19 protein-coding genes and 1 pseudogene are annotated in these 21,537 nt (G+C 76.0%); 7 read left to right on the forward strand and 13 right to left on the reverse strand.

Annotation, left to right across the window (positions count from 1 at the left end; translation table 11 throughout):
• Positions 1 to 8: 8 nt before the first annotated feature.
• On the reverse strand, positions 9 to 323 hold the full coding sequence (locus tag GCE86_RS22395) for an MGMT family protein (protein ID WP_154228753.1): 315 nt from the start codon (positions 321 to 323) through the stop codon (positions 9 to 11).
• 13 nt (positions 324 to 336) lie between these two features.
• On the opposite strand from GCE86_RS22395, the gene proB reads away from it, so the two are divergent.
• Together proB and GCE86_RS22405 are read left to right on the forward strand one after the other, a co-directional pair.
• A complete protein-coding gene (proB, locus tag GCE86_RS22400; protein ID WP_154228754.1) occupies positions 337 to 1,494 on the forward strand; it encodes a glutamate 5-kinase in 1,158 nt (385 codons plus the stop codon).
• An 11-nt stretch (positions 1,495 to 1,505) separates the two neighbouring features.
• The gene (locus GCE86_RS22405) at positions 1,506 to 2,747 is read left to right on the forward strand and encodes a glutamate-5-semialdehyde dehydrogenase (RefSeq protein WP_154228755.1); all 1,242 of its coding nucleotides are present in this window, start codon (positions 1,506 to 1,508) and stop codon (positions 2,745 to 2,747) included.
• Positions 2,748 to 2,951: 204 nt separating this feature from the next.
• Here GCE86_RS22405 and GCE86_RS22410 read toward each other — a convergent pair.
• From GCE86_RS22410 to GCE86_RS32670, 6 genes and pseudogenes are all read right to left on the reverse strand, one after another.
• Positions 2,952 to 3,821, reverse strand: a pseudogene (locus GCE86_RS22410) (prenyltransferase/squalene oxidase repeat-containing protein); the annotation flags it as partial.
• Positions 3,822 to 3,914: 93 nt separating this feature from the next.
• On the reverse strand, positions 3,915 to 5,162 hold the full coding sequence (gene moeZ / locus GCE86_RS22415) for an adenylyltransferase/sulfurtransferase MoeZ (protein ID WP_204342987.1): 1,248 nt from the start codon (positions 5,160 to 5,162) through the stop codon (positions 3,915 to 3,917).
• A 41-nt stretch (positions 5,163 to 5,203) separates the two neighbouring features.
• Positions 5,204 to 6,070, reverse strand: a complete 867-nt coding sequence (locus GCE86_RS22420; protein WP_154228756.1) for a DUF3152 domain-containing protein — start codon at positions 6,068 to 6,070, stop codon at positions 5,204 to 5,206.
• Positions 6,071 to 6,156: 86 nt separating this feature from the next.
• Positions 6,157 to 7,035, reverse strand: coding sequence for a DUF3152 domain-containing protein (locus GCE86_RS22425; RefSeq protein WP_154228757.1), 879 nt, complete (start codon positions 7,033 to 7,035; stop codon positions 6,157 to 6,159).
• A gap of 5 nt (positions 7,036 to 7,040) precedes the next feature.
• Positions 7,041 to 8,087 carry an alpha/beta fold hydrolase gene (locus tag GCE86_RS22430; protein ID WP_154228758.1) on the reverse strand — a complete coding sequence of 349 codons (1,047 nt, stop codon included), beginning with the start codon at positions 8,085 to 8,087 and terminating at the stop codon, positions 7,041 to 7,043.
• A gap of 39 nt (positions 8,088 to 8,126) precedes the next feature.
• Positions 8,127 to 11,195, reverse strand: a complete 3,069-nt coding sequence (locus GCE86_RS32670; RefSeq protein WP_154228759.1) for a hypothetical protein — start codon at positions 11,193 to 11,195, stop codon at positions 8,127 to 8,129.
• Positions 11,196 to 11,344: 149 nt separating this feature from the next.
• Here GCE86_RS32670 and GCE86_RS22440 point away from each other — a divergent pair, with 149 nt between their 5' ends.
• Together GCE86_RS22440 and GCE86_RS22445 are read left to right on the forward strand one after the other, a co-directional pair.
• The gene (locus GCE86_RS22440) at positions 11,345 to 11,983 is read left to right on the forward strand and encodes a TetR/AcrR family transcriptional regulator (RefSeq protein ID WP_154228760.1); all 639 of its coding nucleotides are present in this window, start codon (positions 11,345 to 11,347) and stop codon (positions 11,981 to 11,983) included.
• A 65-nt stretch (positions 11,984 to 12,048) separates the two neighbouring features.
• Positions 12,049 to 12,276 carry a DUF3107 domain-containing protein gene (locus GCE86_RS22445; protein WP_117665019.1) on the forward strand — a complete coding sequence of 76 codons (228 nt, stop codon included), beginning with the start codon at positions 12,049 to 12,051 and terminating at the stop codon, positions 12,274 to 12,276.
• Positions 12,277 to 12,356: 80 nt separating this feature from the next.
• On the opposite strand, the gene GCE86_RS22450 is transcribed toward GCE86_RS22445, so the two are convergent.
• The gene (locus tag GCE86_RS22450; RefSeq protein ID WP_154228761.1) at positions 12,357 to 12,998 is read right to left on the reverse strand and encodes a ferritin-like fold-containing protein; all 642 of its coding nucleotides are present in this window, start codon (positions 12,996 to 12,998) and stop codon (positions 12,357 to 12,359) included.
• Between the two features lie 296 nt (positions 12,999 to 13,294).
• Between GCE86_RS22450 and GCE86_RS22455 the strand changes: the two genes are divergently transcribed.
• Together GCE86_RS22455 and GCE86_RS22460 are read left to right on the forward strand one after the other, a co-directional pair.
• On the forward strand, positions 13,295 to 14,962 hold the full coding sequence (locus GCE86_RS22455; RefSeq protein WP_154228762.1) for a DEAD/DEAH box helicase: 1,668 nt from the start codon (positions 13,295 to 13,297) through the stop codon (positions 14,960 to 14,962).
• A gap of 101 nt (positions 14,963 to 15,063) precedes the next feature.
• A complete protein-coding gene (locus tag GCE86_RS22460) occupies positions 15,064 to 16,212 on the forward strand; it encodes a class I SAM-dependent methyltransferase (protein ID WP_154228763.1) in 1,149 nt (382 codons plus the stop codon).
• Here GCE86_RS22460 and GCE86_RS22465 read toward each other — a convergent pair.
• On the reverse strand, positions 16,209 to 16,640 hold the full coding sequence (locus GCE86_RS22465; protein WP_154228764.1) for a hypothetical protein: 432 nt from the start codon (positions 16,638 to 16,640) through the stop codon (positions 16,209 to 16,211). The two genes, GCE86_RS22460 and GCE86_RS22465, sit on opposite strands and share 4 nt — an antisense overlap.
• A 189-nt stretch (positions 16,641 to 16,829) precedes the next feature.
• On the opposite strand from GCE86_RS22465, the gene GCE86_RS22470 reads away from it, so the two are divergent.
• Positions 16,830 to 17,249, forward strand: a complete 420-nt coding sequence (locus GCE86_RS22470) for a helix-turn-helix domain-containing protein (protein WP_154228765.1) — start codon at positions 16,830 to 16,832, stop codon at positions 17,247 to 17,249.
• A gap of 8 nt (positions 17,250 to 17,257) precedes the next feature.
• On the opposite strand, the gene GCE86_RS22475 is transcribed toward GCE86_RS22470, so the two are convergent.
• The 4 genes from GCE86_RS22475 to GCE86_RS22490 all read right to left on the reverse strand — a co-directional run bounded on the left by GCE86_RS22475 (position 17,258) and on the right by GCE86_RS22490 (position 21,466).
• Complete coding sequence (locus GCE86_RS22475; RefSeq protein ID WP_239543161.1) at positions 17,258 to 18,244, reverse strand: hypothetical protein; 987 nt, start codon at positions 18,242 to 18,244, stop codon at positions 17,258 to 17,260.
• Positions 18,237 to 18,467 carry a heavy-metal-associated domain-containing protein gene (locus GCE86_RS22480; RefSeq protein WP_154228766.1) on the reverse strand — a complete coding sequence of 77 codons (231 nt, stop codon included), beginning with the start codon at positions 18,465 to 18,467 and terminating at the stop codon, positions 18,237 to 18,239. The genes GCE86_RS22475 and GCE86_RS22480 overlap by 8 nt, the downstream gene beginning before the upstream one ends.
• 109 nt (positions 18,468 to 18,576) lie before the next feature.
• Complete coding sequence (locus GCE86_RS22485) at positions 18,577 to 20,697, reverse strand: RecQ family ATP-dependent DNA helicase (protein WP_154228767.1); 2,121 nt, start codon at positions 20,695 to 20,697, stop codon at positions 18,577 to 18,579.
• A gap of 19 nt (positions 20,698 to 20,716) precedes the next feature.
• Positions 20,717 to 21,466 carry an SDR family NAD(P)-dependent oxidoreductase gene (locus tag GCE86_RS22490; RefSeq protein ID WP_154228768.1) on the reverse strand — a complete coding sequence of 250 codons (750 nt, stop codon included), beginning with the start codon at positions 21,464 to 21,466 and terminating at the stop codon, positions 20,717 to 20,719.
• Positions 21,467 to 21,537 lie beyond the last annotated feature (71 nt).

A 21,537-nucleotide genomic window follows, 5' to 3' on the forward strand; every position in this document is an offset into this window, starting at 1 on the left:
GTCGGCGGTCACATCCCCTCGTCGGGCGACCAGGAGGCCGCCGCCATGTCCACACCGGCGGGGCGCAGCGGGCAGCCCTCGGCGCGCAGCCGGGCCCGCGCCTCCACCTCGTGCCCCGGTGGCAGCCGGCCGGCCGCGTTCACCACCCGGTGCCACGGCACCCCGCCACCGTGCCGGGCCATGATCGAGCCGACCAGCCGGGCCGACGCCCGCCCCGACCGCTCGGCCAGGGCGTCGGCCACCGCCCCGTACGACATCACCCGGCCCGGCGGGATCCGCTCGACCAGGTCCAGCACCGCCTCGACGTACTCGTCAGGTGTCACGGGCTGCCACGATATGGGAACGCGACGAGGTGTGGCGGACCGCAGCGCGCAGAATGGTCCGGTGCGCGAAGCAGTCACCTCGGCCCGCCGGATCGTCGTCAAGATCGGCTCGTCCTCGCTGACCACCCCGGCGGGCGGCCTCGACGACACCCGGGTCGACGCGCTGGTCGACACCCTCGGCGCGCTGGCCACCACCGGACGCGAGGTGGTGCTGGTCTCCTCCGGGGCGATCGCCGCCGGCCTGGCCCCCCTGGGGCTGCCCCGGCGTCCCCGCGACCTGGCCACGCAGCAGGCCGCCGCGAGCGTCGGGCAGGGCCTGCTCATCGGCCGGTACGCGGCGGCCTTCGCCCGGCACCGGCTCACCGTCGGGCAGGTGCTGCTCACCGTCGACGACGTGACCCGGCGGGCGCACTACCGCAACGCGTACCGGACCCTGCGCAAGCTGCTCGACCTCCGGGCCGTGCCGATCGTCAACGAGAACGACACGGTGGCCACGGAGGAGATCCGGTTCGGCGACAACGACCGGCTCGCCGCGCTGGTCGCCGCCCTGGTCGACGCCGACCTGCTGGTGCTGCTGTCGGACGTCGACGCGCTCTGGACCGGCGACCCGGCCCGCGCCGGCAGCACCCGGATCACCGAGGTGCACGGCGAGGGCGACCTGGCCGGCGTCGACATCGGCGGCGCCGGCCGTGCCGGGGTGGGCACCGGCGGCATGGTCACCAAGGTCGAGGCGGCCCGGATCGCCACCGGCTTCGGCATCCCGGTGGTGCTGACGGCCGCGCCGCTGGCCGCGCCGGCGCTGGCCGGCGAGCCGGTCGGCACCTTCTTCCACCCGAGCAGCCGGCGCCCGGCCGCGCGGCTCTTCTGGCTGGCGCACGCCACCGCGCCGCGCGGCCGGCTGCACCTCGACCCGGGCGCCGTGCAGGCCGTGGTGGGCCGGCGCAAGTCCCTGCTCCCGGCCGGGATCACCGCGGTCGACGGCGCGTTCACCGCCGGGGACCCGGTGGACCTCGTCGACACCGAGGGCGCACCGGTCGCCCGCGGGCTGGTCAACTACGACGCGATCGAGCTGCCCGGGCTGCTCGGCCGCTCCACCTCGGAACTCGCCGCGGCGCTCGGCCCGGCGTACGAACGGGAGGTCGTCCACCGCGACGACCTCGTGCTGCTGTGAGGAGTGCCGACATGAGCGTCGTCGAGCAGGCCCGGCGGGCCCGGGGCGCGGCGGAGGATCTCGCCGTCGCCACCCGTACCGTCAAGGACGCCGCGCTGCACGCGATGGCCGATGCGCTGGTGGCGCGTACCCCGGAGATCCTGACCGCCAACGCGGCGGACCTGGCGGCGGGGCGCGAGGCCGGGCTGAGCGCGGCCGTGCTGGACCGGCTGGCCCTCGACGAGGGCCGGGTGGCCGGCATCGGCGACGCGCTGCGGCAGATGGCCGCGCTGCCCGACCCGGTCGGCGAGGTGGTCCGCGGCGCGACCCTGCCCAACGGGCTGGAGCTGCGCCAGATCCGGGTGCCGTTCGGGGTGGTCGGCATCATCTACGAGGGCCGCCCCAACGTGACCGTCGACGCGGCCGGGATCTGCCTGAAGTCCGGCAACGCCGCGCTCCTGCGCGGCTCCTCCTCGGCGGCGCACTCCAACGCCGCCCTCGTCGCGGTGCTCCGCGACGCGGTCGCCGGCGCCGGCCTGCCGGCCGACGCCGTGCAGCTCCTGGACGCCAGCACCCGCGACTCGGTCAAGGAGCTGATGCGCGCCCGGGGCCTGGTCGACGTGCTGATCCCGCGCGGTGGCGCCTCGCTCATCCGGACCGTCGTCGAGGAGTCGACCGTGCCGGTGATCGAGACCGGGGTGGGCAACTGCCACGTCTACGTGGACGCCGCGGCGGACCTGGCCAAGGCCGTGGCGCTCACCCTGAACTCGAAGACCCAGCGGCTGTCCACCTGCAACACGGCCGAGTCCCTGCTGGTGCACGCGGGCGTCGCGGACGCCTTCCTGCCGGCCGTGCTGACCGCCTTCGCCGACGCCGGGGTGACCGTGCACGGCGACGCCCGGGTGGCCGCCTACTCGGACGCCGTGGTGCCGGCCACCGAGGAGGACTTCGACACCGAATACCTCTCCGCCGACATCTCGGTCGCGGTGGTCGACTCGCTGGACGCGGCCGTCGCGCACATCCGGCGGCACGGCACCGGGCACACCGAGGCGATCGTCACCGACTCCCAGCCGGCGGCCCGCGAGTTCGTGGCCCGGGTGGACGCCGCCGCCGTGATGGTGAACGCCTCGACCCGGTTCACCGACGGCGGCGAGTTCGGCTTCGGCGCCGAGATCGGCATCTCCACGCAGAAGCTGCACGCCCGCGGCCCCATGGGGCTGCCCGAGCTGACCAGCACCAAGTACGTGGTCACCGGCGACGGCCACCTGCGCTGAGCGGACCGGCGCGCAGCCGGCTCAGGCGGTGGGCGCGGCCGGCTCGGGCGGCGCAGACTCCGGTGGCGGCGCGGACGGCGGCGCCGGCCTCGGCAACGGGACGACGGGCGGCAGCACCAGCTCGCCCGGGGGCGCCGGGCGCGGCGTGGGCACCAGCGGCGCGACGAACGGCGCGCCGGAGACCGGGGCCTCGGGGGCGCTCGGGCGGCAGGCCCGGATCGCGCGCAGCGTGGTGTGCACGTCGAACTGGTGGCCGTCGTCGCTGTCCCAGCCGCCGTCGCTGCGCTGGGTCTCGGCCAGCCGCCGCCGGGCCGAGACCAGCAGCCACTGCTCCTCGCCCACGTCGACCCGGCGCAGCGTGGCGGCGAGCCAGGCCACGTCGGCCGCGGACATCTGCGGGATGCGCTCGGCCAGCACGGCCTGGATGCGGGCCGACTCGTAGTACATCTGCTGGCGGTGCAGCACGGCCGCCGCCAGCCACCCGGCCGGCAGGAACGACGGCCAGCTGCCGTCCGGCGCGAGCTGCGCGGCGAGCGCGTGGGCCGCCGACTGCACCACCCCGGCGTACGCCCCGCCGACCCGGTGGTCGAGCGGGCCGGCGGCGCGGGCGTCCAGTCCGGCCACGGTCAGCCAGAACCCGGCGTTGGCGGTCAGGAACAGCCGGGCCTCCGGGTCGCCCGGGGTGGCCCACTCGGGGGCGAACCCGGCCAGCGACGCGTCCTCGTCCCAGCCGCCGTCGGGGAGCTGGCGGGCGGCCAGCCAGTCCAGGGCGTGCCGGGCGGCGGGACGGCCCAGCGCCCCGAGGTCGTCCAGCTCGGCCAGCCGGTAGCAGGTGGCGTCGACCGAGGCGACCTCGCCGTCGAGCACCGCGGGCCAGCCGCCGCCGGGCGCCTGCCCGGACTCGGCCGCGTCGAGCAGTTCGGGCGGCACCGGGGCGCCGGTGCGCAGCCGGGAGAGGCGGGCGCGGTCCACCGCGTCGCCGTGCGCCACGACGAAGCCGATCGCCGCGTCCAGATCCACCACGCCAGTCACGCTACCGGCGCAAACGTGGTTACGCCTCGGTAGCTCGGCCAGGGGTGTCCCGGCCCACCGGCGGCACGCGAAGGGCCCTCCCGGCACACCCGGGAGGGCCCTTCGACGGCGACCGCAGTGGGCCGGCAGTGCCGGTCAGTAGGCCGGCAGCGCCGGGTCGATCTGCTTGATCCAGGAGAGCACGCCGCCCTGGACGTGGACGGCGTCCCGGAAGCCGGCGGCCTTGAGCGCCGCGAGCGCCTCGGCGGAGCGGACGCCGGACTTGCAGTGCAGCACGATCTGCTTGTCCTGCGGGAGCTTCGCCAGCGCCTCGCCCGAGATGATCTCGCCCTTGGGGATGAGGGTGGCGCCGGGGATCCGGACGATCTCGTACTCGGCCGGCTCACGGACGTCGACCAGGAAGATGTCCTTGCCGGCGTCCTGCCACTCCTTCAGCTCCAGTGCGGTGATGGTCGAGTCGACCACCGCCTCCTGCGCCTCGTCGGAGACCGCGCCGCAGAAGTCCTCGTAGTCCTCCAGCAGGTCGGTGACCGTCGGGTTCTCGCCGCAGAGCACGCAGTTCGGGTCCTTGCGGACCTTGATCTTGCGGTAGCTCATCTCCAGGGCGTCGTAGACCATCAGCCGGCCGACCAGCGGCTCGCCGATGCCGGCCAGCAGCTTGATCGCCTCGTTGACCTGGATCGACCCGATCGACGCGCAGAGCACACCGAGCACGCCGCCCTCGGCGCAGGACGGAACCATGCCGGGCGGCGGCGGCTCCGGGTAGAGGCAGCGGTAGCACGGACCGTGCTCGGCCCAGAACACCGACGCCTGGCCGTCGAACCGGTAGATCGAACCCCAGACGTACGGCTTGCCGAGCAGCACCGCCGCGTCGTTGACCATGTAGCGGGTGGCGAAGTTGTCGGTGCCGTCGACGATCAGGTCGTACTGGGAGAAGATCTCCCGCACGTTGTCGCGGTCCAGCGCCGTGTTGTGGATCTCGACGTTGACCAGCGGGTTGATCTCGCGGATCGAGGCGGCGGCGGACTCGGCCTTGGACCGGCCGACGTCGGAGACGCCGTGGATGATCTGGCGCTGGAGGTTGGACTCGTCGACGGTGTCGAAGTCGATGATGCCGAGCGTGCCGACGCCGGCGGCGGCCAGGTAGAGGAGGGCCGGCGAGCCGAGGCCGCCGGCGCCCACACAGAGCACCCGGGCGTTCTTCAGCCGCTTCTGCCCCTCGACCCCGACGTCCGGGATGATGAGGTGGCGGGAGTAGCGACGGATCTCGTCTACGGTCAGCTCGGCGGCGGGCTCGACGAGCGGGGGCAACGACACGGTGGACTCCCCGGGATCGGCGGTGGGACCGCGCCATTGTCGCTCGTCCCGGTAGGGATCGGCCATGATGAGGGCCACGTCGCCCGACATGCGGGAGCGGGAATAACTCAGACCCCGTCGGTGGGCTCACCGGAATAGCGAACCCCGTCGACGTACGGCCAGGCGTTCGCCACGCAGCCGTCCAGCCCGTACGTCTGCTGCTGCATGACCGGGGCGGGCGCGCCGGGCCCGGGACAGGCCTGGTGCAGCTCGCCGAACTCGTGCCCGACCTCGTGGTTGATCACGTAGGTCCGGTAGACCTCCAGCGGGGCGCCGTAGTCGGGCACCGCCTCCATCCAGCGGGCCAGGTTGATGACGACCCGGCCGGGCAGCCGGCAGGAGGTGTAGCGCTCGGTGCTGAGCCCGCCCTCGGCGCACATGCCCTCCGAGGTGGCCGGGGTGGCCAGGTAGATGGTGAAGTCGGCGGCCTCGGCCTCGGGCACCCGCTGCACCCGCAGCTCCCCGGAGGCGATCCAGCTGCGCGGGTCGCCGAGCACCGCGTCCACGGTGGCGGCGAACTCGTCGACGTCCTGCCCGGTGTCCCGCTCGACCTCGACGCGGTAGCGGCGCAGCGGGCCGTCGTCGCCGCGTACCGGCGAGCGGCCGTCGGCGGCGGCGAAGCTGCCGGTGCCGGCGGTGGGGTAACCGCGGGGCTCGCTCCCGGACCCGGCGCCCGTGCCGTTGGCCAGGGACGGGTCCGCGGCCAGCGGGTGCCGGCCGAGCAGGTCCGGCCCGGCCAGCCGGGTCACCCCGGCCGCGCCGGCACCCGCGACCAGCAGCGCCACCGCGAGCAGCACGGTCCGGCGGCGCCGGCGGCGCATCCGGCGCAGGCCGGGCCGAACCGGCGCCGTGCCGGGGTGGGCCGGCGGGCGGTCGAAGTCGAGCCGGGGCGGGCGGGGCTCGGCAGGCGGGTCGTAAGGGGACGACGACGTCATGCCCTCAGCTTGCCAGGAAAATTCGGGCAATTAACCCGTTCTACCGCTTCTCCCGCGAAATACTTCTCATCGCCAGGATCAGGTCTTCACACCGACGGACCGGTGTACCGCTTCCCGCCCACGTACGGCCACGGGTTCGGCCGGCAGCCGTTCAGGAAGAGGGTCTGCTGCTGCATCACCGGCGCCGGCCGCCCCTTCCCCGGGCAGGCCTCGTGGTGGTGACCCAGTTGGTGGCCGACCTCGTGGTTGATGACGTAGAGCCGGTAGGTGTCCAGCGGAAGCTTCGCAGCCACCAGGTGCGGCGCCGAGGTGCGCCACCGGTCCAGGTTGATCACCACCTTGCCGGTGACCCGGCAGGACGTGTACGGCACCCCGCCCACCCGGATGTCGATTCCCCCGGCCCGGCAGAGCCGGCCCGCGGTGTCCCGGGTGGCCAGGTAGATCGTGAAGTCCGCCCGGCTGCCCGGGCCGACCCGCTGCATCCGCAACTGGCCGCTGTCCACCCAGCTCCCGGGGCCGGTCAGGGCCCGTTGCACGGCGTCACCGAACGCGTGCGCGTCCTCCCCGGAGCCGTTCTCCACCGCCACCCGGAACCGGCGCAGCACCCCGGCCCGGCCCAGTACCCCGCCGGTCCGGTCGTCGTAGCCGAAGCTCCCCCGGCCGTGCGCGGGCACCGGGCCGGGCAGCCGCAGCACCGGCGTGCTCGGGACCGGATCCGGCGAGGCCGACGGCGACGGTGACGACGCGGGTGGCGCGCTCGACGCGGGCCTGGCGGCCGGCAGGGGCGGCTGGGCCGCCGAGCCGGCACTGACGAGCGCCTCGGCGCCGACCGAGGGACGTTGCAGGGCGACCCCGATGCCGACCGCGGCGGCGACGAGGAACGCGCAGACCACGACGGCGGAACGCCAGCGGCCGGCGGGCGGGGCGGTGGGCCGCGCGGCACGCGGACGAACGGAGGTGGGCATCCGGCTCAGCCTGCCATGTCCCGGCGCAGTCCGCTCTCCCCCGTTTCGGTGATCAATGCCCTGGCCTGCGCATCCGTCTGTTCCCCACCCGGCGGCGCCCCGTCGGGGGACGCCTCGGCGAGCAGTGCCAGCACCGCCCGCGCCACCGTCCGGGGCACCTCCAGCTGGGCCACGTGCCCCACACCGTCGAGCAGCAGCAGGCGGCTGTCCGGGATCACCCGGGCGGCCTGCGGCGCCACCCGGACGTCGACCAGGCGGTCCGCCCGCCCGCCCACCACCAGGGTCGGCACCCGCACCGTGGCCGTCAGCCGCCACAGCGAACCCGATCCGGGCAGGTACGACCGCAGGAAGCTGGAGACCAGCCCACGGAAGGTGCGGACGTAGGCGGCGGCGTAGTGGGCCGCCTCGTAGCGGATCCGGATCTCCTCGACGGCCTCCTGCCGGCGCTGCTCACTGATCCGGGTCAGGTCGGCGATGCACGCCTCCATCACCTGCTGGGCCATCACCTCGGGAGCAAGCTGGGCCAGCCGCCAGGCGGCCAGGCGCTCACCCCGGGGGATCGCCAGCAGGGGCAGCATCCGCCCCTGCAGCGAGCGCCGGAAATCCAGGAACGGCAGGGCCGGGGAGATCAGCGTCAGCGTCCGGACCAGCTCCGGCCGCAGCGCCGCGACCCGGACCGCGACGGCGCCGCCGAGCGAGTTGCCGAACAGGTGCACCGGCCCCCGGTCGCTGTGCTCGATCCAGCGGACCACCCGCTCGGCGAAGGCCGGCACCGTGTAGCGCCGGCCGGGCTCGCTGCGCCCGAAGCCGGGCAGGTCGATCGCCTGGCCGTCGAGCCGGTCGGCGAGCAGGCCGGCCAGGTCCGTCCAGTTCTGCGAGGAGCCACCGAGGCCGTGCACGTAGAGCGCCGGCTCGGCGCCCGGTGCGGTCGCCGGGGTGTCCCGCACGTACGTCACCGTGCCGTCGAGCCGGACCTGCCGGCCGGGCCAGGGCGGCGGGACGTCGTGGTGCGCGGGCAGGAGGTGGTCCGGCCAGAGGGTGGCGGGCTTCATGGCACCAGTCTTCCCGGACCGGGCGCGCCCGACACCGGCTCAGGCGAGCAGCGCCTCCAGCCGGCGGTTCACCGCGGCCAGGGTGGCCCGGACCACGGCCTGCCGGGGATCCCCGGCGACCAGGGCCGACCCGGCCAGCTGTTCCACCCAGCCGTCGCAGACCAGCAGCACCACGACGGTCGCCACCTCGCAGTTGCCGAACGGCACCACGGCCGCGTGCTCGACGAAGCACCGGCCCCGCTCCCCGGCCGGCGCGCGGCCGAGCAGTTCGTCCACCGCGGCGGCCGCGGCCACCGCGCAGAGCCGCAGCACGTACCCGTCGACGGCCGGCCCGGTGGAGTGGCCCTCCGCCGTGCGGTCGCCGGCGAGCAGGCGGACCTCGACGGTGGCGTCGAGGCCGAAGGTGCTCACCTGGACGTGGTCGATCACGACCCGGGGCCCCGGCAGGCCGCCGGTGTCCAGCGGTCGCGACGGCGCGGTCTCCGTCGTGCTCATCTGCCCGCCGGAGTACGACGTGCCGAGCGTGGCCGGGCTGCCGGTGGCCGTGCCGGCCGGTGCGGCGGCGAGCGAGGACTCCTCGACCGCGGCCCGGCCCCGGTGGGCGCTGGCCTGCCGGCGGCGGCGCGGCGGCTCGTCGCCCTCGGGCGGCGCGTCGGCGAGCCGGGGGGCGCGCGCCTCGGGCGCGGCGAACCGGCCCTCCCCGGACCGGTTCTCGGCGGGCCGGTTCGGGCCGGACCGCGGGCCGACCGGCTCCTCGGCCGTACGCGACCGCGGGCCTGGCGGCTCCTCGGCCATAAGGGACTGGGGGACGGCCGGCTCCTCGGCCGCGCGGAACTGCGGGACGGACCTCGGGCCGGGCGGCTCCTCGACCGTGCGGAACTGCGGGACGGACCTCGGGCCGGCCGGCTCCTCCGCCGGCCGGGCCGCGCCCGCCGGCTCCTCGGCGGGGCGGGACTGCGGAACGGACCAGGCCGGCCGGGACACGTCCTCCGCCAGAGGGGACTGCGCGCCGGACCGGGCCGCGCCGGACCGGTCGTCGGCCGGGCGGGGCTCGGCCGGACGGTCGGCGCGCGGCTGGGCCGACCGGCGGCGGACCGGGGGCGGCGGGGTCGCCGGGGCGCCGGGCAGGTTCTGCGGGGCGGCGGCCAACCCCATCCGCTCCTGGAGCAGGCGGGCCACCACCCGGCTCACCTCGGCCGGGTCGGCGCCGTCGGCCAGGTCCAGCCGGAGGCTGTGCGCCCCGGCCGGGGTGCGGCGCAGCGCCGCGTCCCGGACGCCGGCCACCTCGCGGACGGCATCGAGGATGGCGTTGACGTCGAAGCCCTCGGGCCGCTCGCGCAACGGCGCCGGCTCGTCGTCCCGGCGCAGGTGGGTGGCGATGCGGGCGAGCTCCGGGGTTTCGGCGGACGGTTCCACGGCGGGCGGCTCCGGCACGACGGGCACATCCGGCTCGGCGGGGACGCGCTGCGGCAGCACCGGCGTGGGGTCGTCGGCGACCGCCTCGGCGGCCGGTGGCGGTTCCGGGGCGGACCGGCGGGCGGCGTAGGGCGGCGCGCTCGCCGGGACCGGCGCGGGGATGCGGTCGACGGGGGCGGGCGGTGGGCCGGCCGGCACAGCGGGGTCCGACCCACCCGGCAGCCGGTACGGCGAGCCCTCCCGCTCCTCGGCGGCGCGGACGGCCGGCACGGGCGGGTAGCCGGTGGGAGCCTCGCGGGGCACCGGCGGCGCGCTGGTCGGGGTGGTGTGCGGAGGGGCGCTGAACGGGGTCACCGGCACGGGTGGCGCGGCCCAGCTGGGCCGCTCGGGGGCCGCCCGGGCAGCCGGCTCGGGCGCGGGGCGCGGCTCCTCGTACGGCCGGGACGGCTCGGGACGCGGCGCCTCGTAGCCCGCGGGCGCCTCGGTCCGGACCGGCTCGTAGGGGTGGACGGGCTCCGGGCGGGGGTCGTAGCCGGCGGGCGGCTCGACCCGGGCCGGCTCGTAGGGCCGGGACGCCTCGGCCGCCCAGTCCTCGCGGGCGGCGCGGCGGGCGACCGGCTCGTCCTCACGGGCGGCGCGGCGGCCGGCGGGCTCGTCCTCACGGGCGGCGCGGCGGGTGACCGGCTCCTCCTCACGCGCGGCGCGGCGGCCGGTGGGCTCGTCCTCGCCGGCCCGGCGACCGGGCGAGTCGTCCGCGCGCCCCCACGGCGGCGCCCAGCCCCCGCCCCAGCTCGGGCGGTTCCAGGCCGGGCCGGACCACGCCGGCTCCTCGGCCGGCCCGGCGCCCCGGTCGTCGGCCGCGGCACGCGGCTGCTCGGCGACCGGCCGGCGCTCCTCGCCCGCGCCGGTGTCCGGACCGGCGGGCGGGGCTGAGGTGGGCCGGTCGGCCCAGCCCCGGGACAGCGACGGCGCCTGGGCCGGCGGCTGTTCCGGCGGGAACCGGTCGGCGTGACCCGCGGGGGGCGTCGCCTCGGCCGGGGGTTGCTCCGGCGGCCGGCGGTCGGCCCAGCCGCGGGAGAGCGACGGTGGTTCGGACCGCTCGGCGGTCGGGGCGTGGAAGCCGGGGGGCACCTCGAAGCCGGAGGCGGCGGCGCCGACCGGCGGCACCTGGAGGGCCGGCGGCCCGGAGGTCGGGCCGCTGTCGGCCCAGCGGGCGGCGCGCCCGGCCGGGGAGTCGTCGGAGGCGTGCCGGGACCCGGCGGGATCCGCCTCGGCGGCGGGCTGTTCGACCGCGGGTGCCGGCCGCTGGGCCGGCACGACGAGCCGGTCGGCGTCGGTGTCCCGGCGCGGCTCGTCCGCGGGTGGGGCGCTCACCGGCGCCTGGCGGGTCACGGGCGGTTCCTCCCCGGCGTGGTGCACCCCGTTGACGTGGTGGCCATTTAGCCGGCCGGGCGGCTCCTGGGTGGCCAATCCGGGCACCGGGGCCGGGAGGTCGCCGTGCCGGGGGGACGAGGCGCCCCAGCCGGTGGTGAGGTCGGCGCGTGGCCAGCCGCCGGGTGCCGGCGCTCCCCGGGCCCAGCCGGTCGCCGGGGGCGCCCACCCGCTGCCGGCGTGGGCAAGGTCGTCCTGCTGACCCGTGCCGTCGCCGTGCTCTCCCGGGGTGGCGGCTCCGGGTTGCCCTGATTCACTCACCGCGCGCTCCTTGGTCGCCCCCGCTGAGGCTACCGTGTGGTGACAGTGGCGATAAGTTACAGCGGCGGGCCAATTCCGCGACGGGTTCACGAACCCGGACCGGTTCGGGTGATTAGTGCCGGCTCGTACAGAGAAACTCGGAGGTTCCCATGACCGCTGTGGGGAACGGTGCGCAGACCGCCGGCCGGCCCACCCGACTGCCCCGCTCGGCGCGACGCAAGCAGCTGCTCGCCGCCGCGCAGGAGGTGTTCGTCGCGCACGGCTACCACGCCGCCGCGATGGACGACATCGCCGAGCGGGCGGGAGTCTCCAAGCCCGTGCTCTACCAGCACTTCCCGGGCAAGATGGAGCTCTACCTGGCGCTGCTGGACACGCACTGCGACGCCATCGTGGCGAAGGTGCACGACGCCATGCGCGGCACCAACGACAACAAGGAGCGGGTCGGCGCCTCGGTGCGCGCCTACTTCGACTTCGTCGACCACGAGAGCGAGGCGTTCCGGCTCGTCTTCGAGTCGGACCTGCGCAACGACCCGGCCGTACGCCAGCGGGTCGAGCGGGTCGAGCAGGGCTGCATCGCCGCCATCACCGACACCATCATCTCGGACACCGGCGTGAGCCGGGCCCACGCCGAGCTGCTCGCCTCGGGCCTGGTGGGTGCCGCCGAGACCGCCGCCCAGTTCTGGCTGGCCGGTGGCCGTCAGGTGCCCAAGGCCGAGGCGGAGGCGCTGGTCGCGGCCCTGTCCTGGCGGGGCATCGCCAGCTTCCCGCTGCAAGGTGAGTCAGCCTGAACATCGGGCCGCCAGATCGGATAGCCTTCCCACGGTGGCTTTTTCGCCCCAGTTGAGGAGGCACAGTGGAGGTCAAGATCGGCGTGCAGTACGCGCCGCGGGAGCTGGTCCTGGAGAGCGCGCAGTCGCCGGCCGAGATCGAGCAGATCGTGACCGACGCCATCGCCAAGGGTGAGGGCACCCTCTCCCTGACCGACGAGAAGGGCCGGCGGGTCATCGTGCCGGTCTCGAAGGTCGCCTACGTCGAGATCGCGGAGGCCTCGCCCCGCGCGGTCGGGTTCACCGTCCGCTGATCCGGCCGGCCCGCCGTCGCGGGCCGTCGTCCCCAGCCGGCCCGCCGTGGCGGGGAAGCCCGTCACGGCGGCGCCCGGCGTCAGTTGTTCAGCCCCGCGGCCGTCATCCGCGCGGTGTGCGCCTCGGTCAGCCGGCGGAACAGCGCCGGCGCGTCCACGCCCTCCCGGGAGATCAGCGCGGTGAGCGCACCCCGGTCGGCGGCGGCGACCCGGCCGGCCTGCGAGAGCGCCTCGCCGACCAGGCGCCGCGCCCACATGGAGAGCCGGTTGGCCACCGGCGGGTCCGCCTCGATGGCGGCCCGGATCTCGGCGGCGGCGAACTCGGCGTACCGGGAGTCGTGCAGCACGTCGAGGATCAGTCGCCGGTCCGGCCCGTCGAGGCCGTCGGCGATCGCGCGCAGGAAGTCGTCGCTGATGGCGTCGCCCACGTACGCCTTGGTCACCGCCTCCGGCCAGTCCTTCGGCTCGGTCGAGTCGTGGTAGGCCTGCAACGCCTCGACGTAGGGGCCCATGGCCTCGTCGGGAGTCACGCCCAGCGTGGTGATCCGTTCGGCGATCCACCGGTAGTGGGCGATCTCGGCGGCGGCCATCTCGCTCAGCGCGGCCCGGCGGCGGAGGTCGGGGGCGAGGCGGGCGTCGGCGGCCAGCCGGTCGAAGGCCAGCAGCTCGCCGTAGGCGACGAGGCCGAGCAGGTCGACCAGAGCGGGGGCGGGGGCGGACACGAGCGCAGGCTACCGTCCGGGCGCAAGACCGCCTTATCAGTGACCCAGGTCACACCGATCACCCCTGGGCGCGGTACGGTCACCCGGAATCAGGACCGCCCCCCTGCCGTTCAGGTAAGATAAGACAGTTGCCGTGGGCACCGACCAGTTCAGCTCAGCTGATCAGCACCGGTCCGCGGCGCGCGTGCGGCCCGGTCCGGCTCGGCGTTCCGCCCCCGACCGTGTGGCCCGCGCCATACCGTTCGCGCCCTGAGGACATGACGGGGCGCACCACGAGAGGGCACCCCCAAATCCATATGAGCGAGCAGATTCAAGGCCAGGAACTGGCCCCCACCGCTCCGGTCCGTCCGGAGGCTCCCACCTTCGCCGAGCTCGGCGCCCGCCAGGAGACCGTCGAGGCCCTGGCCGCCGCCGGCATCACCCGCGCCTTCGCCATCCAGGAGTACGCGCTGCCGATCGGCCTGCGCGGCGTCGACCTGATCGGCCAGGCGCCGACCGGCACCGGCAAGACCCTCGGCTTCGGCATCCCCCTGCTGGAGCGCGTCTTCGCGCCCGCCGAGGGCAGCGACGGCGTGCCGCAGGCGCTGGTCGTCGTACCCACCCGCGAGCTGGGCCTCCAGGTCGCCAAGGACCTCGACGCGGCGGGCCGCACCCGGGGCGTCCGGGTGCTGCCGATCTACGGCGGCGTCGCGTACGAGCCGCAGATCGACGCGCTGCGCAAGGGCGTCGAGATCCTGGTCGGCACCCCCGGCCGCCTGCTGGACCTGGCCAAGCAGAAGCACCTCCGGCTCGACCGGGTGCACGCGCTGGTGCTCGACGAGGCCGACCGCATGCTCGACCTGGGCTTCCTCGACGACGTCGAGAAGATCCTGGCGATGCTGCCGGAGGACCGGCAGACCATGCTCTTCTCGGCCACCATGCCGGACCCGATCGTCGCGCTGTCCCGGCGCTTCCTGCGCCGCCCCGTGACCATCCACGCCGGGCACACCGCCGAGACCGGCCCGTCGCCGCAGACCCAGCAGCTGGTCTACCGCACCCACTCGATGAACAAGGTCGAGATCGTGGCGCGCATCCTCCAGGCCGAGGGACGCGGGCTGACCATGATCTTCACCCGTACCAAGCGGGCCGCCGACCGGGTGGCCGAGGACCTCGACTTCCGTGGTTTCGCGGTCGCCGCCGTCCACGGCGACCTGGGCCAGGGCGCGCGGGAGCGGGCGCTGCGGGCGTTCCGGGCCGGCAAGATCGACATCCTGGTGGCCACCGACGTGGCGGCCCGCGGGCTCGACGTCACGGGCGTCACCCACGTCATCAACTACGACTGCCCCGAGGACCAGGACACCTACACCCACCGGATCGGCCGCACCGGCCGCGCCGGGGCGTCCGGTGTCGCGGTGACCTTCGTCGACTGGGACGACATGCCCCGCTGGCGGATCATCGACAAGACCCTCGGGCTCGACATGCCCGAGCCGCCGGAGACCTACCACACCTCCGCGCACCTCTACACCGACCTGGCCATCTCCCGGGACGTCAGCGGCACCCTGCCGACCGCCGAGCGCACCCGCGCCGGCCTGTCCGCGGAGGCCGAGGAGGACCTGGGCGGCGGCCGGTCGCGGCGCGGCGAGCGCGGCCCGCGGCGCGGCGAGAGCCGGGGCGAGGGCCGGGGTGACGGCCGGGGCCGGGAGCCCCGCCGGGGTCGCCGCGGCGACGGCGACACCGCCGGCGAGGGCGCGGCCACCGAGGCGTCCGCCGAGGAGGGCACCCGCAGCCCGCGCCGCCGCCGGCGCCGCCGGGCCGGCGAGACGGTGGCCGGCGAGGCCACCGCGGTGATCGCCGCCGAGGGTGGCGCCGAGCCGGTCGCCACGACCGCCGAGGGCGAGTCGGCCGCCAAGCCGCGCCGCCGCCGGCGCCGCCGTGGTGGCGGTGGCGGTGGCACCGGTACGCCGGCCGAGGCGACCGCCGACTGACCCGCGAGACATCCGACGTCCCCCGCACCGGTTGACCGGTGCGGGGGACGTCCCCGTTCCGCCCCGGCCGCTGGGCCGAACCCGTCGAGGAAGAGGAAGCCATGCCGGAACCGCTGGACGCCGCGCTGAGCGAGGTGCGGGCGCTGCTGCTCGACCCCGCCCTGACCCGGGCGGTCGCCGCCGGGCGCCGCCGCGGCCAGCGCCCCTCGGTGGTCCGCGCCGAGCTGCGTCCGGTCACCCTCAAGGGCGGCCCCCGGCTCCAGATCTCCACCTCCGACGGCGCCCGGCCGTACACCCGGAACGTGGCCCCGGGCGCGGAGGCCGACGGGGCGGTCGACGCGCTGCTGGCCGAGCCCTTCGGCAACTGGCACGTGGAGACCGCCGACAGCACGCTCCAGCTCCGGGTGACGAAGTCCGGCGAGGCGCAGGTGCACCGGGCGGCGGCGAGCCGGCCGGCGCCCGAGCCGGGTGGCCACGACCGGGCCAAGGACTGGCTGCTCGATCCGGGTGACCCGATCTTCGCCGAGATCGGCGGCTCGGCGGCCAAGCGCCGCCAGGTGGACGCGTTCCTCCGGGCGCTGGCGGCCACCCTGCCGGACGACCTCAGCGGGCCGCTGCGCGTGGTGGACCTGGGGTGCGGCAACGCCTACCTGACCTTCGCGGCGCACCGCTACCTGACCCAGCGCGGGCTGGACGTGACGCTGGTCGGGGTGGACGTCCGCGAGGACCAGCGCCGGCGCAACACCGAGCTGGCCGAGCGGCTGGGCTGGGCGGACCGGGTGAGCTTCGTGGCCGGCACCATCGCCGACGCGCGGGTGGAGCCGGCGCCGGACCTGGTGCTGGCGCTGCACGCCTGCGACACGGCGACCGACGAGGCGCTGGCCCGCGCGGTGCGCTGGGGCGCCCGCTGGGTGCTCGCCGCGCCGTGCTGCCACCACGACGTGGCCGCCCAGCTGCGGGCGCGACCCGCACCGGCGCCGTACGAGCTGCTCACCCGGCAGGGCATCCTGCGCGAGCGGTTCGCCGACGTGCTCACCGACGCGCTGCGCGCCGGGCTGCTGCGGCTGCACGGCTACCGCGCCGAGGTGGTGGAGTTCGTCGATTCCCGGCACACCCCGCGCAACCTGCTGATCCGGGCCCGGCACACCGGGAGCGCGCCGACCGGCGACCAGCGCGCCGAGTATCGCGAGCTGGTCGACCGATGGGGCGTCACGCCCCGGCTGGAGACGCTGCTCGCCGACCGCCCCTAGCGGCGGCGGTCGCCCCGGTTGCGCTCCCCGCGCTCGAACGCGGTGACCCGCTCGCCGAGCCTCCGGTTGGTGGACCGGTCGGTCTCCGGCGACGCGGCCGGGAACGGCACGACCTTCGCCGGGTCGTCGGCGTTGCCGGCGGCGGCGAACGCGTTCCACGAGATGTCGACCAGCAGCCGCTTCAGCTCCGCGTGCCGGACGGCGGCGTTGCGCTGGAGCGCCATCCGGGCGCCCAGGATCACGCCGGCCAGCGTGGTCGTGATCGCCCCGGTCGCGGCGATCAGGTGCACGCCGGTCGCCGGGCCGCCGAGCACCGCCAGCACCAGGAGCCAGATCCAGAAGCCGAGGGCGAAGACGCCGGCCTTGGCCACGAAGAAGAGGCTGATCGCGCCCGGGCGGTGGGGCACGGGACGGTCCGGCTCGGCCATGCTGCTCCTCGTCGTCGGTTTCCTGCTCAGCGGGTCCGTCGAGCTTAGTTGACATCGCACAACTGTCGATGCCCGCGCGGTCCCGCCCACGGGACCTTCCGACCGATCAGTCAGTTACTTATTCCAGCGGGCGTACTAGGCTTCGTGCCCAGAGTCGGGTGCTCCGGCGGAAAGGGACAGACCCCGGGGATGGGCTCCGCAGAGATATCGCCGCAGATGGCCTTCGCGCGCTTCGTGCGACGTGCCATCGACGACGCCCGCGAGGAGCGTGGCTGGACGGTGACCGACCTCGCCACGCACACGGGCGTGGGCCGGTCGACCGTGTTCCGCTGGCTGGCCGGCGACTGGCAGGACTACCCCGAACTGGCCAAGGTGCGCGGCTTCTGCGCCGCCCTCGACCTGCCGGTGGCGGCCGCGTTCCGCGCGCTCGGCCTGCCCGACGCGGGAGCGGTGCCCCGCCGCCGCGGCGCCGAGGAGGGCCCCGTGGAGGCCGACGTCCGGGTGATCCTGGAGCGGCTGGCCGACCCGAACGTCCCCGCCGAGGAGAAGCACCACATCCGGGACCTGCTCCGCTACCTGGCCCGCCGCCCGGTCCGCCGGGCCGGCTGACCGACCGCTCAGGCCACCGTCACGCTGAACGCGGCCGTGCGCACCACGCCGCCGACCTGGAAGTCCAGGAACATCCGGTAGCGGCCCGGCCCGGGCGCGGTCAGCCAGAAGGTCACGGCGTCGCCGTCCCGCACCGGCTCGGGGTGCACGTGCAGGTAGCCGAGGTCGCCCTCGCGGAGCGCGACGAGATGGCCGTACGCGCCGAGGTAGGGCTCCAGCGGCGCGGCCGCGCCGCCGGCCCCGGTGACCCGGAACCGCAGCGGCACCGACTGCCCCACGGCCGGGGTGCCGGTGTAGCCGACGGTGAACCCGTCCACCGCAGTCGACGTGGCCGGGGCGGGCAGCGGCCGGGGCGCGTACCCGCCGGGCGCGGTCAGGTCGGCGCCGAGGATCACGGCGGTCTGCCGGCCGTCGTCGGCGACGGCCGTGAAGTCGGCGTACGCCCGCCAGGCGCCGGGCTCGGCCAGGGTCAGCGGCACCGACCAGGTGCCGTCGGCGGCCATGGTCGGGTGCAGGTGCTGGTAGCCGGTGAGGTCGCGGCGCACCACGATGAGGTGCATCGGCTTGTCGTGCACGACGGCGAACCGGGTGACCGCCCGCCGCCGCTCGTCCCTGATCTGGAACCGCAGCTCACCGGCCCGGCCGGCGGTGAACTCGACGGTCGACGGGGCGAGCGTGTAGCCGGCCGAGCTGATCGCCAGGCCGGCCGCGTCCGCGTCACCGCCCTGGGTGACGGTGGCCCCGCCGTGCGAGTGCGCCCCGGTGCCGGGGGCGTGGGTGTGCTCGGCGGGCACCGCCGCGGCACCGGTGCGGGCCGGGTCCGGCGGCGGGTTGAGGCGGCCGAGACCGAAGCCGAGCAGCACGGCCAGCACCAGCCCGCCCACGGTGAGGGCGAGCCGCAGCGTCGCCCGGTCCACCTCGACGGGCCCGTTCGCGGCGGCGGATGCGTCGGTGACCGGCGCGTCGGGGCCGGCGAGGGGCGGTGACTCAGGCAACGCCGGAGGCCAGCTCGTAGCCCGCCTCGTCGACGGCGGCGCGGACGGACTCGATGGGCAGCGGGGCGGCGCTGGTGACCGTGGCCGTGCCGGCACCGAGGTCGATGCGGACCTCCTCGACGCCCGGGAGGGCGGACAGCTCCTCGGTGACCGCCCGGACGCAGTGTTCGCAGGTCATCCCGGTGACGGTGTACGTCTGGACGGCGGATCGCTGCTCGGTCATGCGCCCACGGTACCGCCGGCCGGGGCCTCGCCCGCCGACGGTCCGCCGACGGTGGCGACGCTCGCATTCCGGGCGCGCCGGGAACTTTCCGTCCCCGGGCGGCGACGGTTCAGCCGGCCACCGCGAGCGCCAGCGGCAGCACGTCGGGGGCGCCGGCCCGGCGCAGCAACCGGGCCACCATGCTCATGGTCCACCCCGAGTCGACCAGGTCGTCGACGAGCAGCACCGGCCCGTCCAGCCCCGGCAGCGCGTCGGCCAGGTCGGCGGGCACCGCGAAGGCGTCGTGCAGCGCGCGTACCCGCTGGGCGCTGTTGCCGCGCGGACCGCCGGAGCCGGACGGGCCGGTCGGGACGACCCGGCCGAGCAGCGGCAGCCGGCCCACCGTGGCGATCCGCTCGGCGAGCGAGCCGACCAGCAGCGGGCGGGTGCGGGAGCCGACCGCGACCACGCCGACCGGGCGGCGCGGCCACGGGTCGTCGCCGTGCGCCCAGGCCTTCAGCACCTCGACCACCGCCGCCGCCACGTCGTCGGGGACGGGGCCGTCGGCCGCATCGGGCCCGACCAGGCCGCGCAGCCGCCCGCCCCACCCCAGGTCGGACAGGCGCCCCACGGCCCGGCCGGGCAGCGCCTGCTCCGCCGGAGCGATGCGCCCCTTCAGGGGTACGCCGACCGCCTCCAGCCCGGTCGGCCAGAGCTTCTTCGGTGCGATCGCCACGCCGGGGCGGCCCAGGAACGTCTGCGCCGCGGTGAGTGCGGCCTCGGAGACCTCGGCGCCGAACAGCGGGGCGGCACAGTTGTCGCACCGGCCGCAGTCGCCCGCCCCGGCGTCGTCCAGGCACTCCCGCAGGTAGCGCATCCGGCAGCCGGGCGTGGCCGCGTACTCCCGCATGGCCTCCTGCTCGGCGGTGCGCGCCTGGGCGACGCGGCGCAACCGGGCCTCGTCGTAGACCCAGGGCTCGCCGGTGGCGAGCCAGCCACCGCGCACCCGGCGGACCGCGCCGTCCACGTCGAGCACCTTGAGCATCAGCTCCAGCCGCGCCCGGCGCAGGTCGACCAGCGGTTCCAGGGCCTGGGTGGAGATCGGCCGCCCGGTGGACAGGGCGGCGAGCACGGCCCGGACCTGCTCCTCGGGCGGGAAGGCGAGCGAGGCGAAGTATCGCCAGATCGCGGCGTCCTCGACGCCGGGGAGCAGCAGCACCTCGGCGTGCTCGACGGCCCGGCCGGCCCGGCCGACCTGCTGGTAGTAGGCGATCGGCGAGGGCGGCGCGCCCAGGTGCACGACGAAGCCGAGATCCGGCTTGTCGAAGCCCATGCCGAGCGCGCTGGTGGCCACCAGCGCCTTGATCTTGTTGTCCAGCAGGTCCTGCTCGGCGGCCCGCCGGTCGGCGTCCTCGGCCTGCCCCGTGTAGGCGGCCACCGACCAGCCCCGGGCCCGCAGGAACTCGGCCGTCTCACCGGCCGCCGCCACGGTCAGCGTGTAGATGATCCCCGAGCCGGGAAGCTGGTCCAGGTGGTCGGCGAGCCAGGCCAGCCGGTGCGCCGGGCTGGGCAGATCCAGTACGCCGAGGCGCAGCGACTCGCGGTCGAGGGTGCCCCGCAGCACCAACGCGTCGCCCAGCTGCTCGGCCACGTCCTGGGTGACCCGGGCGTTGGCGGTGGCCGTGGTGGCGAGCACCGGGGTCCGCTCGGGCAGGTTGGCGAGGAAGGTGCGCAGCCGGCGGTAGTCGGGGCGGAAGTCGTGCCCCCAGTCGGAGACGCAATGCGCCTCGTCCACCACGAGCAGCCCGGTGGTGGCGGCCAGCTTGGGCAGCACCCCGTCGCGGAAGTCGGGGTTGTTGAGGCGTTCGGGGCTGATCAGCAGCACGTCCACGGCCCCGGCGTGGATCTCGGCGGTGATCTCGTCCCACTCGTCGAGGTTCGCGGAGTTGATGGTGCGGGCCCGGATGCCGGCCCGCGCGGCCGACTCGACCTGGTTGCGCATGAGCGCCAGCAGCGGCGAGACGATCACCGTGGGGCCGTGCTCCCCACCCTCCCGGAGCAGCGCGGTGGCCACGAAGTAGACCGCCGACTTGCCCCAGCCGGTGCGCTGCACGCAGAGCACCCGCCGCCGGTCGACCACCAGCGCCTCGATGGCCCGCCACTGGTCCTCGCGGAGCCGGGCGTGCTCACCCGCCAGCCGCCGCAGCACCGCCTCGGCGCGCTCCCGGACGGCCATCCGATCCTGACCCATCCGGCATTTCTACCAGGTGTCAGCGGCCGAGGACGGAACCGCCGTTGACGCCGAGCACCTGCCCGGTGACGTAACCGGCGGACGGGCCGACCAGGTAGCGCACGGCCGCCGCGATGTCCTCGGGCACGCCGGCCCGGCCGACGAGGGTGGCGGCGACGCGCTTCGCGTGCCCCTCCGGGGTCATCCGGTCGCCGAAGAACTCGGTCTCGGCGACGTAGCCAGGGCTGACCACGTTGACCGTGATCTGTTCCGGACCGAGCTGGGCGGCCAGGTCGTACGCCCAGCCGTGCAGCGCGGCCTTCGCCGCCGAGTACGGCCCGCCACCGCCCCGCTGGGCGGCGATCGAACTGAGCAGCACCACCCGGCCGCCGGGGCGGCGCAGGGCGGGCAGCAACGCCTCGGTGAGCAGCACGGCCGTGAGCACGTTGGCGTCCAGATTGGCCCGCCACCAGCCGGCCACGTCGGCGAGCGTGTCGGTCGCCCCGCCCAGGTAGCCCCCGGCGTTGTTGACCACGGCGTCGACGGTTCGCTCCCCGACCGCCGAGACGACCGCCGACACTTGGCCGGGATCGGTCAGATCGGCGGCCACCGCGGTGACGGCACCCGCCCGCCCGGCCTCCGCCGAGATCCGTTCGGCGGCACCGGCCAGCACATCGAGCCGCCGCCCGACGATCACCACGTCGTACCCGTCGAGAACCAGCCCCCGCGCGACGGCGGCCCCGATCCCGGTCCCACCCCCACTGACGACGGCGAGCCTGCTCTCCCCCACGACCCCTCCCCCGTTGATCAAGAACTTTGCGTCATCCTACGGCGGATTCCCGACGCGAACTTCTTGATCAA

The organism is Micromonospora terminaliae, assembly GCF_009671205.1.
In the GTDB taxonomy this organism is placed as follows: Bacteria; Actinomycetota; Actinomycetes; order Mycobacteriales; family Micromonosporaceae; genus Micromonospora; species Micromonospora terminaliae.